13 protein-coding genes are annotated in these 14,490 nt (G+C 40.1%); 7 read left to right on the forward strand and 6 right to left on the reverse strand.

Annotated features, from left to right (window positions below; all coding sequences use genetic code 11):
* The first annotated feature begins 141 nt into the window (after positions 1 to 141).
* Together L2567_RS07630 and argE are read left to right on the forward strand one after the other, a co-directional pair.
* Positions 142 to 1,524 (forward strand): YfcC family protein, encoded by a 1,383-nt coding sequence (locus L2567_RS07630; RefSeq protein WP_235297157.1) that lies wholly within the window; start codon positions 142 to 144, stop codon positions 1,522 to 1,524.
* A gap of 19 nt (positions 1,525 to 1,543) precedes the next feature.
* On the forward strand, positions 1,544 to 2,710 hold the full coding sequence (gene argE / locus L2567_RS07635) for an acetylornithine deacetylase (RefSeq protein WP_235297158.1): 1,167 nt from the start codon (positions 1,544 to 1,546) through the stop codon (positions 2,708 to 2,710).
* A 119-nt stretch (positions 2,711 to 2,829) separates the two neighbouring features.
* Here argE and L2567_RS07640 read toward each other — a convergent pair whose 3' ends face one another.
* The 3 genes from L2567_RS07640 to L2567_RS07650 all read right to left on the reverse strand — a co-directional run bounded on the left by L2567_RS07640 (position 2,830) and on the right by L2567_RS07650 (position 6,983).
* A complete protein-coding gene (locus L2567_RS07640; RefSeq protein ID WP_235297159.1) occupies positions 2,830 to 4,035 on the reverse strand; it encodes a PorV/PorQ family protein in 1,206 nt (401 codons plus the stop codon).
* 63 nt (positions 4,036 to 4,098) lie between these two features.
* Positions 4,099 to 5,037, reverse strand: a complete 939-nt coding sequence (locus tag L2567_RS07645; RefSeq protein WP_235297160.1) for a class I SAM-dependent methyltransferase — start codon at positions 5,035 to 5,037, stop codon at positions 4,099 to 4,101.
* Positions 5,038 to 5,084: 47 nt separating this feature from the next.
* On the reverse strand, positions 5,085 to 6,983 hold the full coding sequence (locus tag L2567_RS07650) for a sialate O-acetylesterase (protein ID WP_235297161.1): 1,899 nt from the start codon (positions 6,981 to 6,983) through the stop codon (positions 5,085 to 5,087).
* Positions 6,984 to 7,095: 112 nt separating this feature from the next.
* Between L2567_RS07650 and L2567_RS07655 the strand changes: the two genes are divergently transcribed.
* From L2567_RS07655 to L2567_RS07665, 3 genes are all read left to right on the forward strand, one after another.
* Positions 7,096 to 7,938 carry a 1-acyl-sn-glycerol-3-phosphate acyltransferase gene (locus tag L2567_RS07655; RefSeq protein WP_235297162.1) on the forward strand — a complete coding sequence of 281 codons (843 nt, stop codon included), beginning with the start codon at positions 7,096 to 7,098 and terminating at the stop codon, positions 7,936 to 7,938.
* Complete coding sequence (locus L2567_RS07660; RefSeq protein ID WP_235297163.1) at positions 7,935 to 8,975, forward strand: GNAT family N-acyltransferase; 1,041 nt, start codon at positions 7,935 to 7,937, stop codon at positions 8,973 to 8,975. Before L2567_RS07655 ends, L2567_RS07660 begins: the two co-directional genes overlap by 4 nt.
* A gap of 409 nt (positions 8,976 to 9,384) precedes the next feature.
* Positions 9,385 to 10,422 (forward strand): bestrophin family protein, encoded by a 1,038-nt coding sequence (locus L2567_RS07665; protein WP_235297164.1) that lies wholly within the window; start codon positions 9,385 to 9,387, stop codon positions 10,420 to 10,422.
* A 23-nt stretch (positions 10,423 to 10,445) separates the two neighbouring features.
* Here L2567_RS07665 and L2567_RS07670 read toward each other — a convergent pair whose 3' ends face one another.
* On the reverse strand, positions 10,446 to 10,781 hold the full coding sequence (locus tag L2567_RS07670) for a DUF2752 domain-containing protein (protein WP_235297165.1): 336 nt from the start codon (positions 10,779 to 10,781) through the stop codon (positions 10,446 to 10,448).
* Positions 10,782 to 10,831: 50 nt separating this feature from the next.
* Between L2567_RS07670 and L2567_RS07675 the strand changes: the two genes are divergently transcribed.
* Positions 10,832 to 10,972: a hypothetical protein gene (locus tag L2567_RS07675; protein WP_235297166.1), complete on the forward strand. Its 141-nt coding sequence runs from the start codon at positions 10,832 to 10,834 to the stop codon at positions 10,970 to 10,972.
* A 13-nt stretch (positions 10,973 to 10,985) separates the two neighbouring features.
* Here L2567_RS07675 and L2567_RS07680 read toward each other — a convergent pair whose 3' ends face one another.
* Positions 10,986 to 11,429, reverse strand: a complete 444-nt coding sequence (locus tag L2567_RS07680; RefSeq protein WP_235297167.1) for a YqaE/Pmp3 family membrane protein — start codon at positions 11,427 to 11,429, stop codon at positions 10,986 to 10,988.
* 300 nt (positions 11,430 to 11,729) lie between these two features.
* Here L2567_RS07680 and L2567_RS07685 point away from each other — a divergent pair, with 300 nt between their 5' ends.
* The gene (locus tag L2567_RS07685; protein ID WP_235297168.1) at positions 11,730 to 13,259 is read left to right on the forward strand and encodes a SulP family inorganic anion transporter; all 1,530 of its coding nucleotides are present in this window, start codon (positions 11,730 to 11,732) and stop codon (positions 13,257 to 13,259) included.
* Here the strand turns inward: L2567_RS07685 and L2567_RS07690 are convergent.
* Positions 13,256 to 14,455, reverse strand: coding sequence for a hypothetical protein (locus L2567_RS07690; RefSeq protein ID WP_235297169.1), 1,200 nt, complete (start codon positions 14,453 to 14,455; stop codon positions 13,256 to 13,258). The genes L2567_RS07685 and L2567_RS07690 overlap by 4 nt on opposite strands.
* Positions 14,456 to 14,490: the final 35 nt, after the last annotated feature.

Below are 14,490 nucleotides of genomic sequence, written 5' to 3' on the forward strand. Positions count from 1 at the left end.
TTTGCAAGTCCAATAACAGAACCAAATTCCCGTAGCTGGCAGAAATTGCAAGTCCAATAGCAGAACCAAATTCCCATAGCTGGTAGAAATTGCAACTCTCAATGCATTTGAATAAGATATAGGTTTTTACTTTATTTGACGATGAAAAGTGGCCAACTTAAAATCCCTCATGCCGTAACCCTTCTGTTCGTCATCATCGTTTTTGTCTCAATCTTAACGTACATTCTGCCTGCTGGTGCTTACGAGCGAACGGAAATTGATGGACGCATGCGTGTTGTTCCAGGCTCTTATCAGGAACTACCAAACTCTCCAGTAAGCATCTTAGATATGTTTAAGGCAATTCCACTTGGATTTGAAGCGGCAGTGAGCATCATATTTATCGTTCTTGCAGGTGGAATCATGTTTGGAATCATGGATCGCACCAAAGCGGTCGAAAATAGCGTGGGAACACTCGTCAAAACGCTTGGTCTCAAGCGCAAATACCTCATCGTCATCATCATGACCTTTGTATTCGGAATGCTCGGAGTAGCAGTAGGATATGAAAACAATATAGCCATGGTGCCCATAGCAGCAGTTCTAAGCCTGGCTATAGGGGGCGATCTCATCCTGGCTGCAGGAATATCCGTTGGAGCAATGACCGTAGGTTTTGGACTTTCACCGATCAATCCATATACCGTTGGAACGGGGCATAAGATTGCTGAACTACAAATGTTCAGTGGTGCAGGTCTTCGTAGTGCACTATGCTTTTTCGCCTTGGCGTTAATGTCCTTTTATAACGTCAGATACTTCAAAAGAATAACCAATGATCCGGAAAAAAGCCTTGGCAAAGATCTTGATGTAGAAGGAATCTCACTCGAAAAAGAAATCTCAGATTATCATATGACTGTCCAGAACTGGTTGGTTTTGGGTGTATTCTTGCTAGGATTAGTGGTAATCATTTACGGTGTTTTTGTCCATCATTGGTACATCAATGAACTTTCAGCCATATTTCTTATGATTGCTTTAGCAAGCGGATTAATCGTCAGAATGAATCCGACAGAATTTAGCAAAACTGTTTTAAAGTCTGTTGCCATTGCAGCTCCGGGAGCTTTCATGGTTGGATTTGCAACTACCATTAAGGTCATTATGGAAATGGGTCAAATCGGCGATACGATATCCTATCGACTTTCTGAAATGTTGGTTGGGCTCTCTACATATGCTTCGGCCATCGCTATGTCTTTGTCTCAATGCGTCATTAATTTTTTCATTCCTTCGGGGAGCGGTCAAGCTTTGGCCACATTGCCAGTGATGATACCATTAGGTGAGGTGCTTGGACTTACTCCACAGACCGCTATCCTTGCATTTCAAATTGGAGATGGTGTGACCAATCTGCTAAATCCAACACTTGGTGGTCTCATAGCAATGTTAGCCATGTGTCGCGTCCCTTTAGATCGCTGGCTTCGCTTTATTTTTCCTATGGCCACCTTAATTTTAATTTCTTCCTGGATTTTTCTTTCTATTGCGGTAAGGATAGGTTATCATTAGGTTTATGTCAATGTATTAAATGAATATCAAGATGAGTGTCGAAGAGATTTTAGCAAAGCTGGTTTCCTTTCCAGTCCTGGGGGGGCAGTCCAACACCTCCATAATCACCTGGATAAAAGAATATGTAGAGTCATTTGGTATACCAACCGTATTGGTTCCCCATGCTATTGAAGAGAAAGCATCATTGCATTGTCGGATTGGTCCAGCAGTGAATGAAGGTGTCATATTGTCCGGCCATACCGATGTGGTACCCGTTGCTGGACAGGATTGGAGTACCAATCCTTGGGAATTGACTGATAAAGGAGATGGCAAACTATACGGAAGAGGCTCTTGTGATATGAAGGGATTTATTGCTTGTGTTTTGGCAGTGCTTCCTGAGATGATAAAGGCGGATCTGCAGCGTCCCATCTATTTTGCTTTTTCATATGATGAAGAAATTGGATGTCTGGCAGCTCCGGAATTGATAGAAGCCATCACTGATCATTACGATGAAAAACCAAAATTTGCCATTATTGGAGAACCCTCGCTCATGCAACCTATGATCGGCCAAAAAGGAATCGTAATCTATGAAACTGTGGTCAACGGCTCAGCAGGGCATAGCAGTAGAATTAGACAGGAAGTAAGTGCCATACATGAAAGTGCTCGTTTGATTTTATGGCTGGAGTCCAAAATGAATGGTTTGGTCGAAGCCGGACATGTGGACGAAAGATTCACCCCTCCCCACACTTCCATTCATTGCGGTATAGTCCAAGGGGGTATTGCTCCCAATGTCATTGCTGACAAAGCGGTTTTTAATTGGGATGTTCGTGTGATACCTAAAGACATTGCCAAAAACATACTTACTGATTTCGAGCAACACTGTCGTCAAAGGGAAAATGAATTGAGAGCTGTTTTCCCAGCATTCAAAATTGAGACCCGGGAGATTCATCCTGATGTGCCGGCTTTGGATACTGCTGAAACAGACGAGATTGTTGGTTTTGTGCAGGAGTTAGGTCAAAATCCTACATGGTCTACTGTATCCTATGCGGCTGAAGCTGGTCAATTTGCTGCTGGAGGCTATCAAGCCATCATCTGTGGTCCCGGTTCAATAGAGCAAGCACACCGAGCTGATGAATTCATTGCGAAAAGTGAATTAGAAAGAGGAGTGAAGATGATCAGACAATTGGTACAGAAACTGAGCACGTAAATCTAAGATAGCGTACTTTTTTCGATCAGTGAAAGCTTCTATGACGCTTTGTGGCTTGAAAAATCAAGATACAGGCTTGTGGGTGTTTATTGGGCTAAAATGATAGAACAAGATGTTAACTACTTCACTGGTGAATAGCTTATGGACATCTGCACTAGTTTTTGATGGGTTAGCTCTCCAGCAACAGGTTGACCAATAGAGATATCGGCCTTTAAAGATCGATAATTGTATCCTGCTCCAAAAGTAAGATTGCGATTTCCTCCAATGGCCCTCTGTTCCAAGTAAAAACCACTTCTCAAAAATAATCGATCCTCAAAATCGTACTCTAATCCAAAAGAAAAGTATACCTCATTCCACTCCTCCTGAAAACCTCCATCTGCATCGTAAAACGATCTCCATGCCGCTTTTAGTACGGTGTATGGTAATCTCTCATTACAAAGAAAATCATCGCAAGCTTCATCCGGCAAAGGGACCAGCAACTTATTCGCATCGGTGAAGATTGACAGCTTATTTTGATCATCGAGCGCTAATGACCAGCCCAGACCAATTCCGAGATTTGCAGGAAGGTACATCCTTGCTAATCCGTTATTATAGGCCATTGGAAAACCAATGTTGGTTAAGGCCAATCCTGCTGAAATTGTGGATTCACGCTTATTCAAATTGAATTTTTTATTAAAGGTAAAGGATAAGTCACCGGCAAAAGATTGTCCGGGAATTGCCAAACTTGATCCAGCTTTATCTTGAGCATAAGCAATATTAGAATAGATGTATTTCAAGTTTAGCGCACTAGAAAAGTGGTTTCCTAACTTTCTGGAATAAGCGATAGAGAGCAAGCTTTCAGATGCTTTGTCATATCCTGAAAATGCTGTAAGACTGGTTGGAAGTGAATGGTTAAATGAATTGACGGCACGCTTAAAATTAATGCCTAACGCATTAGCATCGCCAAATTTTTGAAATACCGACAAGGAGGCGAGCCTCAAATTATTACCTGTCTGGCCTCCCAAACGAAATGCAGAATTGGCAGTAATTCCAGAAGAAGCCTCATAAAAGCTGATTTTGGAAGCATTGAAAAACATAGCATTTCTACTTCTTATTGATGCAATTCCTGCCCCGCCTAAACCTCCTGCATTTGCATCGACCGGAATTCTTAAGAATGGTGCAGAAATAATGAGCGGATTACCTATGCAAGGATCACCAAAACCTTGAGTCAAACATCCTTCATCGACATGGTATATTTGCCCAAAGGAATGGTTTGCCATTGGCATAAAAAAAATAAAAAATGCTAAAATGATTTGAAGCCTTTCCTGGTAGTAAATCTGTTTCATAGCTCTGTCTTGAACGCGAGATTTAAGTTAATATTATAGATGGTGGAGTTGCCGAAAGCACAATTACTTTTCGATTTGCTCCTTGTGAAAAACAATTTTGTAATAACCGACATATCTCTTTTCTAAGAAATAAGGTCCCATCAATCCTGCACTTAATTGCTGAATAAATGCTAGTGGTATCCAATTCATTCTGGTAAAGAGCTTCAGAAAAAAGTTCCACCGCAAAGTTAGTTTAGCACTTTTCTGAAAGGACAAAAAATTAGGCATGACATGGTTAGAATACTCTGCTGACTCTTCTAATTTTAGCGGAGCGATATTTTCTACCATCGTGGCGTCTTTATAGTTTTTAAAGTCAGGTAGGGAAAATCCCCAGCAAAACATCTGATAGGCCTTCTCTTCTATTTTATTTAGAGCGGCAGTTCTGGTAGGAGTCTTAAATCCATCAAAAATGACGATTCGACCATTTTCTGTCAGAAGTTCGGCAGCAGATTGAATCACATCATTGAAATCTCTGGAATAACAAAGTGTTTCCACTGCAAAAATCAGATCATATCTTCCTTCAAAGTGCTCCAGAAAATTGAAATCTCCAGCTTGAAAGCTAGCGTTATTGATATTTTTCGCTTTGCTCCGGGCGAAGGTTAGATTCGTATCATTTATGTCAATGGCCATAAATTCTACAGTAGGAAATTGATTAGCAAGATGGATGGTATTGAAACCCATACCGCAGCCCAACTCTAAAACATGGGTGTATCCATTCTTCTTTATCATTTGACCTACCGCGTTTGCCTGATATTTCAACTTGGATTTGTGCGTAGCTTCTTCAGAAAATGCAATAGGTAAGTGCATAGCACCGTCAGGAGAATGAAATTTCTTGTAAAAAAAAGCAGATTTCGTATAGTAGTCGTCAAGCACATCATTGGAAAATGATTTATCGAAATGTTCTTCACTACCGACTACACCAGCAATTTTAGCGTTGTAGAAAGCCAGGTCATCTTTTGTCATTCTCGTCTATGGTTTCGCCGATTTTGAACAGAAAAACTTCAAAGATATTATTTCTGGTCATCTGTCCTAAAAGGGGTAACGGGTAAACCATCCAAACTAAATAAATTAGCGTCAAAAGGATTAATCTCCCAGGCATAACGGACCGAAACGGGATTCGTCACCTTTTCACTCCAAACCATAACCTTTCCATTTTCCAATTTTGCTTTAGCCCAAACGTATTGACCATCCTCTCCGGCAATACTAAAACCTTTTACATAGCCATAACGGTCCTTGACCATGAGTCCATCTCCAACTTGTTGGAATTCAATAAGCATATGATTGCCTACTACCTGATGATCTGCATACATCGGACTTCCCGGAACCACATCTTCATCGTATACCTGATTTCGTGCTGGCAACGCTAATCTGTAACCAACGTCTTTTTTATTTCTGGGATGAATATCATTGGCCTCTCCTATATCTATAATGACTGCTTGACCGGTATTGGGCAGTTCGAGCACCTCTGTCATGGATTCGCGAATGACCGCCCATGCGTCCGTACCAGGTTCTTTCATGGGTTGTCTGAAATTGGCCAATTGAACGTAGTAGAAAGGAAGTTCCGGATTGTTCCATTCCGTCCTCCATTGACCTATCAATGACTTAAGGAGATACCTGTAATCATATGCACTTTCAAGGTTGCCAGCATTGGATTCACCTTGATACCAAATGATACCTTTAATCGGAAAATCAATGATAGGGTGAATCATTGCGTTGTAGATCAAATTAGGTATTTGATTGCTTAAATTATTGACCTGCAACGCGCCTACCCTCATTTCCCAATCAAAGTCGGTTAAAGCTTTGTCTCCAATTCCTGTCGCAAATTTTGAGGTGTACATTCCACCTCCTCCACCAGTATCGTGAATTCTTATAAGTAATTCATTCTTGCCATCCCTCAGTTTATCTTCTGAAACGCGATAGATTCTGTGAACGTTGTAACCATTCGTTTGACCTACTAATTGGCCATTTACCCACGTCATGTCACTGTCATCGATTGTTCCGAGATGCAGATCAATATCCTCATCGGCTTCAAAATAGGTTCTGTAGTAAATTACACCGTCCAGGCCATCATAGCCTTGATTTTCCCACAGTTCTGAAGGATCAATCTTCTTCCATTTTTCAGCTTCCTTATTATTCACCCACTTAGGCATTTGATCATCCATGCCTTGATCATTTTCGTCTACTCCTGGAAATTTATCTTGCAGCGCTTTTTTACGGCCTTCCAGGTCAATGTTATTTTTTTTCTGATACGACTTTAAAGAATATTCAGGATGCTTTTTACTCAGGACTTGATTATTCATCCAGGGCTCGATCCGGCTACCGCCCCATGAAGAATTCAATAATCCAATGGGCACATCATTATGAGCTCTAATGCTTTGAGCGAAATAGTAGCCTACCGCTGTAAATTGACCTGCTGTTTCCGGACTCAAAACCTGCCATTCACCACCAGGTAGTTCCTGAGCGGGTTTCAGCTCGTTGGCATGTGGTACTTTAAAATGTCGAATTTTGCCATCCTTTGCTCGGCTGATTTCCTCCTCAGCATTTTCAGTATTTTGCAGAACCCACTCCATATTGGACTGTCCTGAACAAAGCCATACATCACCAAAGTATATATCTTTGTAAGTCAGGCCATTATCAGCGCTTTTTATTTCTATGGTATGAGGTCCTCCAGCGGGAGTAGGAGGTATGTCAATGGTCCACCTGCCTTGTTGATCAGCTGTTCCCGGATATTCTTTCCGGTTAAATATTACTTTTACTTTCTCTCCTGGTGCTCCCCAACCTGTGATCGGTATGACCGCATTTCTTTGAAGAACAGCATGGCTACTAAAGGTTTTCTTAGTTCTGAACTGAGCATCAACTACATTATAAAAACCAATCAAAAGTAAAAACAGAATAATAGGTTTAAGCATTATCTTTACGTTTAGTGCAAGCCAATTTAATCAAAAACTAGAGAAAACTCTTGCTTCATTTTTGACTTTACGTCAAAATTTGTTTCTTACGATTCACAAAACGGAACTGGTATTGATAAAGAAATATTCCTTTGATATATTTAAGCCAAAGTGGCCAAAGTGGAAAGTTAAGGTGGCTGATTTTTTCCTTAATGCTTTGCCACTGGGTGTTGCTGCGGCCAATAAGATGATTCGAAAATACGGACACTTGAAGAATCATCAATTTATCGATCGAGTGATAGAGGATCGTGGGCACAAGCTGGATATTGTGGGTCTTGAACACATACCATTGGAGGGCCCCGTGACATTAGTGTCTAATCATCCGGGTGGAGCAGATGTAGTCGCAACGATTTCAGCAATAGGTAAAAGACGACCTGATTTCGTCATACTGGCCAATGAACTGATATGTGTAGAACCTGTGGTCGATATCGTTCTACCAGTCAATACGATGGCAAAAGACAACAAGGTCAATTTTGATGCGGTACACCAGGCGTATCGAGATGGTAAGGTGGTTGTTTTTTATGCTGCAGGGAAGAACTCCAGATACAATGATGAAGGTTTACTTCGCGACCGTAAATGGAGACCAACATTTCTTGATTTTGCCATTCAATACCGTACTCCGATTACTATCTTGCGAATTGGTGGATCAAATGCTAAGATCTTTTATAAGGTATCGAGGTTGAGGGAGAAATATGAAAGATTTAAGAAAGTGCCTTTGGAAAACATCTTTCAATTGAGAGAATTGGTTAATCCGAAAGATGAAGCGATCCAACTTACTTTTTCGGAAAGTATTCCAGCTGAAGAGGTTGCTACCAGGTTACAAAGTGGAGAACTATCTGACAAGCGGGCTTTGGCAGATGCACTGTATCAATTTTTATACGCAATGTCAGAGGAAAACTTAAAATTTCAAGGATGAAGAAAGTACTAGCAGCACAGGCGCTTGAAGTGGATCCGATGGATTATTTTGATGAAAAGAAAAAAGTATTTAGCAACATACCGGTCTTTCCTCAGATCAGTGAGGAAGAAATTCAAGAGGCGATTGATCAGTCTATAGACCCGGATGCATTTGCTGGGGAAATTGCTCGAATTTTAGACTATTCAAAAAAGACCAACAGTTTTGTAAATGATACTGACTTCATCATTTGTTTGGTGAATTGGCACAAATGCCCCGAATTGAGTCAGTTGCTTAGCATTATGCGAGAATGGGCTTTTAGGAATGAAGGTGGAGGAGTAGGTGAAAACGACTATGACCAGTTTGATTTGTTGGATAAAATGGAGCAACTAATCATATTAGATACTCAGGCAGACTCAATCATCGGGACGATTATTGGTGGATATCGTTACATGGTTCATGACGCGGATTCTTATTCCACGGGGCCAATGGGAGAATATTTTTACTTTTCTGATCAATGGAGATCTGAGAAGTGGATTGAGCTTGGTCGTTCATTTATTAATCCCTGGTATCAAAAGCGACATCAGCGATTGTCTTTTGATCTGGTTCTCCATGGATTGGGTTTCATTTATGCCAATAATATGGATGCCCGGGGATATTTTGGAAAAATCACATTGTATAATGTATATGAGCGGCAAGGTGCAGACCGGTTCTTTCTGGCGGTAGGTGAGCAGTATATGAGGCAGAGTGAGGACATGTATGTCAAACCAGAGGAAAGGATACCGGAGGGTACTTTGACGCGGGAACAAATGGAGATGCTTGACCGTGATGTATTCAAGGGTTTGTTTTATTTATTGAGGAAGGATTATCAAATCAACTTGGTACCCATTATGGCGGTTTACAATCGTATGACTCCTTTAAATAAGATGTACTACTTTGGAGCATTCAAGCATTACTCATTCGGTGAATCGATCGAGATGGGCATCGCCATTGCCTTTGAAGATATTTATGAGGGTATCATCGAAAAATTTGCCAGACCGTATATGAAAATTGATGAATAAAGCGATTTCTATGGGACTTGCAAATTCATTTGCAAGCTTTAATTTCAGGTAATAAACTTTTTGCGATTAGAAAGCTATCAGATAGCATTTCCAGATCCGCTGTAGTGTTTTCGTGATTAACTGCCAATTTAGATCTTGATTTGTAAAATCTTATGTGCAAGCTATCAGATAGCAGATCTTCTCTTGTTTGATACTGCTTTGGGACTTGCAAATTCTGCCAGCTATGGGAATTAGGTACTGTCATAGGACTTGCAAATTCATTTGCAAGCTTTACTTCGAGCAAAGTTTCTCGGAATAATTTCATTAATACTCAATGGTCACGAAACAAAACTGTGCTTTCACCATTTCGTTTCGTGTATTTGTCTTTAGCGATTCCTATATTAGCCCATCATCACTATAACCCATACCTATGTACGTACAGAAGAATTTAAGTTTTAAAGGAATCATCAATTTTAGTGGAGGCCACCTGATCTGGATAACACTTTGGACCTTAACAGTTGTTTTGTTACATGAATTTACCTCCAGCGCATGGATGTCTATCCCCTGGCTGCCCATTTCCATTATCGGAACAGCAGTTGCTTTTTATGTTGGTTTCAAAAACAACCAGGCCTATGGCCGACTTTGGGAAGCCAGGAAAATTTGGGGAGCCATAGTGAATAGCAGCAGGGCGTGGGGTAGTGCAGTTAAGGCATTTGTCAATGATACGTTTTTAGATGATAAGGGAGAACAAGAAAATCTGTACAAAATTCACAAGAAATTGATATACAGGCACATTGCCTGGTTGTACGCGCTTCGCAATCAATTATTGATCCCGACAAGCTGGGAACATATCAATCAACATCCCATGATTGCCCGGGTCAACAGGCGACGTCAAAAAAATTATGGAGTGGGTCTCATCGACGATGGAGAAATAGAAGATGTCTTAAGTGAGTTTCTTGAACCAGAAGAACAGCAAGAATTGATCAATTTTAAGAATACGGCAACACAGATTATTGACCAGCAAGCACAGAATCTGGCTTCTTTGAGAAAGCAAAACTTCATTGATGATTTCCGACATATGGAACTTCAGAAAATATTATATGACTTTTACATCCACCAAGGCAAAGCAGAGCGCATTAAAAAGTTTCCACTGCCCCGACAATATGGAGGTGCAAGTTTTATTTTTACGGGTATTTTTATCTTTCTACTTCCATTTGGTATGGTCTCTGAATTTCACAAACTAGGAGAATGGGGAGTGTGGATTTCCATTCCTTTTACAGTGCTAATTTGTTGGGTGTATATTATGATGGAACTCATTGGTGACTATTCTGAAAATCCATTTGAGGGACTAGGAAATGACATTCCTATGATGTCTTTATGCAGGGTGATCGAAATTGACTTGAAAGAAATGCTTCGTGAAACAGATATTCCTCCGAATATCGAAGCGAAGAATGGAGTATTAATGTAACCACACACGTAGAAGTAGATGTCTTACGCAGCTATCGTTTGACTTTTCTTTAGTCTCAAATATGCTTTGTAAACCCAATAGCACCACAGAACAATTAAAGCGGGATAAATAACCAAACCTAGCACATTGTAATAGACCGCATCATCAAATTCAAAGTGGTGCATGTGCATCACAGATCTGGTGATACCACAGCCAAAGCATTCAATACTAAAAAATAATCTGGATGGGCAAAGTACTAAACCATCTCCATCAAAAAAGCTACTTGGCAATATCCACAAAAGGATGGGAAAAATGATGAGCAGCAAAAGCCATATCTGCTGACCTCGATAGGAATAAAAAGCCTTGAAAATTTTTCTCATCGGTAAATTAGTTTCAAAGATTTCAGGTTAAAGTACCCTTCTAAAAGTAAGTGAAAAAGGGCAGAAACATTACGTTTATTGTAACTGAAGTTCATACAGATATGATCAAAATCTCTAAAATAAAAAATGCTCTAGACAGCAAGGCATCATCGATTGTCAATGCCTTGCTTTCCGGAGCATATGTAGATTAATAATAAATACTAATTATGGATAGTACTCTTTCATTTTAATCAATGCGTGGATTACACCTGGTATCCAACAAAGAGCAGTTAATATTAAATTAACCCACCAATTGTTGCCTTCCCAATCATCCATCAGACCCATTGCAATAAACCCAAGACCAAGAATGGCTAAAACAATATAAAGACCTTTTTCAATGTCTTCAGCTCCGTTTTTCTTGGCTTTTATGAATTTTTGCGCAGCTTTTAGTTGAATGGTTTTTTTAAATCCAAGCCTTTCGCCTGTCATTTCTTTGTAGGCCTTTGGAGTTAAGGCTAAAAATTGGTCCACAGCAAGCTTTGTCATCTCGGGCGTCAGTGCCTGAACTTTAGGTTCGTCTCCAAATTGCTGTGCCCAATTAATACTGTGAACAGCTTTTGCCGAAAAACCCATGATCAGAAACAGACTAAATAGTAATACTTTCTTCATAGATATAATTTTTATCCCAATATAAGCGAAGAAAATTTAAAGTGAAAGATTATAAACGCTAAAAAAATTCAAACCCAATAAAATTATGTATAAAACAGCCCAATGGACCAAACATGGGGATTGGTAATTTATCCGCGTAGATTAATTCTGACTACGTACGACTCACTGAATTTTGTGTTGTCAGCGCAATGGCATATATACCAGCTATGGTTTATAATTTACTGATCGATCATGTGTTAGGGTGAATAAAATTGATACTTTTGTGCGCTTTTGGTGGATCACCAAGCATAAAATAGTGAGATGAAGAAATATTTTAACCTGTTTGATCTTTCCCAGAAAGTCAATTATAGAATCGAAATACTTTCGGGTTTAACCGTTGCGATGGCACTTATTCCTGAGGCGGTGGCATTTGCCTTGATCGCAGGTCTTAGCCCGTTGACTGGTTTATACGCCGCATTCGTAATGGGAATTGTCACTTCTATACTTGGTGGAAGACCAGGAATGATATCCGGAGCAACGGGAGCAGTAGCCGTTGTGATTGCATCCTTGGCTATTGATTATGGTGTGGAGTATGTTTTTGCCGCAGTAGTACTAGCTGGTATTTTCCAGGTTGTTGCTGGTTTTCTAAGATTGGGAAAACTGATGCGTCTGGTACCTCATCCTGTTATATTTGGATTTGTGAATGGACTTGCCATCATTATCTTTATGTCTCAGATCGCGCAATTCAAAGATGCGGATGGTTATTGGTTGCAAGGCCAACAAATGTATTGGTTCTTGGGTTTAACCATTTTGACCATGGTCATTATTTGGGGGCTTCCTAAAATAAGCAAGGCCATTCCAGCATCTTTGGTTGCCATTCTCGCCATTTTTGGAATTGTGGTTGGTTTCGGTATTGAAACCAAGACGGTGGGTGATATTGCTTCTATCAGTGGTGGTTTTCCTCCCTTTCATTTGCCCAATGTTCCATTGACTTTAGAGACATTGAAAATCATCATACCATATGCCGGAATTGTAGCAGGTGTCGGACTGATAGAAAGCCTTTTGACTTTGAACATTATTGATGAAATCACCGAAACCAGGGGTAGGGGAAATAAGGAAGCTGTGGCCCAGGGAACGGCAAATATTTTATCGGGCGTGTTTTCCGGGATGGGTGGTTGTGCCATGATAGGTCAGTCATTGATCAACATTTCCTCTGGTGCCCGGGCTCGTCTATCCGGTATTGTTGCTGCGGTCATGCTGCTGATTTTTATTATGTTTGGAGCTGGTTTAATAGAAAGGATGCCAATGGCTGCCTTAACAGGACTAATGATTATGGTTGCCATCGGAACATTTGAATGGGCCAGCTTTAGAACGGTCAACAAGATGCCCAAGTCAGATATTTTTGTAATGGTTTTAGTAACTCTTGTCACTGCAGTGTTGCACAACCTTGCTTTAGCCGTATTGATCGGTGTTATCATAGCAGCTCTGGTATTTGCATGGGATAATGCCAAAAGAATACGTGCCAGGAAGCACATCGATGCAGATGGCGTTAAACATTATGAAATATATGGCCCTTTATTCTTTGGATCAGTCACCGTTTTCAATGAAAAGTTTGACGTCCTCAATGATCCAGATGAAGTTATCATTGACTTTAAAGAGAGCAGAGTAGTGGATATGTCAGCCATTGAGGCTCTCAATAAAATAACCGAGCGTTATCAGAAAGTAGGAAAAAAAGTGCACTTGAAGCATCTAAGTAAAGATTGCAGGCTTTTACTTCAAAATGCCGAGGATATTATAGATGTCAATGTCATAGAAGATCCTAAGTATAAATTGGTGGTGGACAAAGTTTAAATGATAAGCAATATATCTTTTAAGGATTGAATTATAGATTGAATCACATGCACCAGAAAACCTCTATCATGATCTCTCTGTGTATCAAATTCTACTTTTTCTGATCCGTCATTCTTAATGGCAACATTAGAGATAAAGTCCACAATCTGTCCTTTAGGCATATCAACTTTTAGGTCTGAGTAGTCTAGACTTACGGTTCCATTGGCATGATTATCAAAAAAAGATCCCTCCATTTCCATTTTATTTACATGTCCGGATTCAATAGATATGCCTCGTGCGGCATTTGTAAGATCATTAAGTTTTACAAAATCAAGGTTTTGCAACTGGCCATAAAAGTCATACTTGTATTCAGGATGTTGCAGAAAATTACGCATGACCACCTTGAGAGGAGCTCCTTCCATTGTACAATTCAAATCTAAAATCATCTCTTCTGCTAAGCTATCTGTCCTAATATTCTCTGCCTTAAATTGGACATTACTAAAGTCTATATTACCTTTTTGCGATCGTCCCTTGTTGATGACAGCGTAGTGAATACTTCCGTTCTCTATTTCGAATCGCTTAATATTAAATTCGACACCCAGATCCTTCAGCAGTTGTCCGGGAAGCTTCTTCTTATTTCCATCAGCGGGTACATTTAGATTTTCATCCACGTCTACTTTAAAATCTTTGGCAATGATCTCATCGAAAGTGTTGCCTTCCGATTGAAAGCCACTTCCATATATATGAGGTACATCGATGACTATTCTGGGTGTTCTGAATTTCACTTTGCGATGAAATTCCTGATCAGCGTATGGGGTTCCGAGTTGAACACTTCGAGCATAAAAATTGCCTCTTTCTTTGCTGAGGCTGTCAATACTTATCGTATATAGGCCATCTGACAAATTGGTATGAAATCCTGTAGCAGTAAAGCATACATCATCGAGGTCTATTTCCGGATCGAAGAATAGACTTATCCAGTTGAGCTCGTCCAATTTAGCAGAAGCGATGGAGCCATCATTTAGAAAGCCCTGGACAGAATCCACACTGATGCTCCGCTTCCATAGACTGGTTTCTAAATTGGTAAATTCTAAGCCAAATTCCTCGGTCAATTTTTGTGCAACCGTCTTTTTAATGTAGAAATTGGCATAAAAAAAGCCTCCTATTAAAATTGCTATAACAGCAACTGTTGCTATAATCAGTTTTAGTGTGATGTTCATAGCTTACTTAAGCTAACATACATCTATTATGTTCG

This window comes from Portibacter marinus (assembly GCF_021533195.1).
Taxonomy (GTDB): Bacteria; Bacteroidota; Bacteroidia; order Chitinophagales; family Saprospiraceae; genus Portibacter; species Portibacter marinus.